At 63.3% G+C, this 1318-nt stretch carries 2 protein-coding genes; both read right to left on the reverse strand.

The window, feature by feature from the left end; genetic code table 11:
• On the reverse strand, window positions 1–584 hold a 584-nt coding region (gene bmt, locus EN914_RS35710; RefSeq protein WP_164779182.1), incomplete at its 3' end, for a betaine--homocysteine S-methyltransferase.
• A 131-nt stretch (window positions 585–715) separates the two neighbouring features.
• On the reverse strand, window positions 716–1318 hold a 603-nt coding region (locus tag EN914_RS35715), incomplete at its 5' end, for a transcriptional regulator (protein ID WP_127389703.1).

Below are 1318 nucleotides of genomic sequence, written 5' to 3' on the forward strand. Positions count from 1 at the left end.
TCCCTGGGTAGCAGGCCCATCATGGTGCGGCCGGCGGTGTCGAAGGAACCGGTATAGGTGTAAGGCAGGCCGACGCGGATGGCAGCCTCGGCGGCAGCGCGGATCTCGTCGGGAGCAGACATCGTCTCGATCCAGGCGACTTCGGCGCCGCCTTCCTTGAGACCCTCGATCTGCTCGGCGAAGGCGTCGACCGCCTCGTCATAGGTCATGGCGCCGAGCGGCACCAGCAATTCGCCGGTCGGGCCGACCGAACCGGCGACGATCACCTTGCGGCCGGCCTTGTCGGCGACAGCACGGGCGATCTCGGCGGCGCGCTTGTTCAGCGCATGCACACGGTCCTGCGCATGATGCAGCTTCAGCCGGTGGCGGGTGCCGCCGAACGAGTTGGTGAGGATGATGTCGGCCCCGGCATCGACGAAATTCTGATGCAGGCTGGTGATGGTGTCGGGCGCCGTCTCGTTGAGCAGCTCGGGCGCCTCGCCGGCCTCCAGCCCCATGGCGAACAGGTTTGTGCCGGTGGCGCCATCGGCCAGCAGCACGCCCTTTTCGGCCAGCAGAGCATTGATCGGGTTGGTGGTCGTCATCGGATTGGCTTTCATGTTTCGAAGTCGAATAAGGATATAAAGAAGTCTTTATGTGTAGTCAATGGAATGGCGGCAACGCGGCCACCAATGCGGAGGCCGATTTCCGTCCAAAGGATCATTGTTGCCGAAGATCAGGCAGTGCCTGTTGAGAATGACATGCCGGCCAGTCTGTGCGCGAAGCCGGACGCCTCGTGCGCATTGATGTCGGCGGCCCGGATCAGATTGTCGAAGTGCTGGATCAGCGTCTGGATCGGCTGGGTGGCGTTGAGCACCAGATACATGTCGCCGACATAGATGGCGGCGCGGTAGGGTCCGAAGATGGTGTAGGGGATCGAATAGCGCATCCTCCCGTCATAGAGAAACAGCCGGAAGGTCGGATAGAGGTCGTCGAGCAGCGTCGCCATGTGCAGCAGCTGCGCGCGCCGGTCGGCTTCGGGGAAACGGTCCCAGACACCCAGCCCGCGGGCAAATATCTCCAGCGTGTGGCGCGGCATGCAGACTTCCATGTCGGTCTCAGGCCGCCTGTTGTAGTCGATGCGGTATTGCGTTTCGCCGGCCTGCGCCAGGCGGCTCTTGTTGGCGATGCCGGCTTCGTAGTCGACCAGCGCTTCGGTGCGCAGAAGATCGGGAATGCCGGCAGGCACGTAGCGGATCTTGGTGCCTGCCGCCTCGGCATGCCATTTGGCCAACAGCGTGCGGTCGAAACCATCCGGTGCCTCTTCGATCTCCAGGCT

Origin of the sequence: Mesorhizobium sp. M7A.F.Ca.CA.001.08.2.1 (assembly GCF_003998455.1) — a bacterium.
Classification (GTDB): Bacteria; Pseudomonadota; Alphaproteobacteria; order Rhizobiales; family Rhizobiaceae; genus Mesorhizobium; species Mesorhizobium ciceri.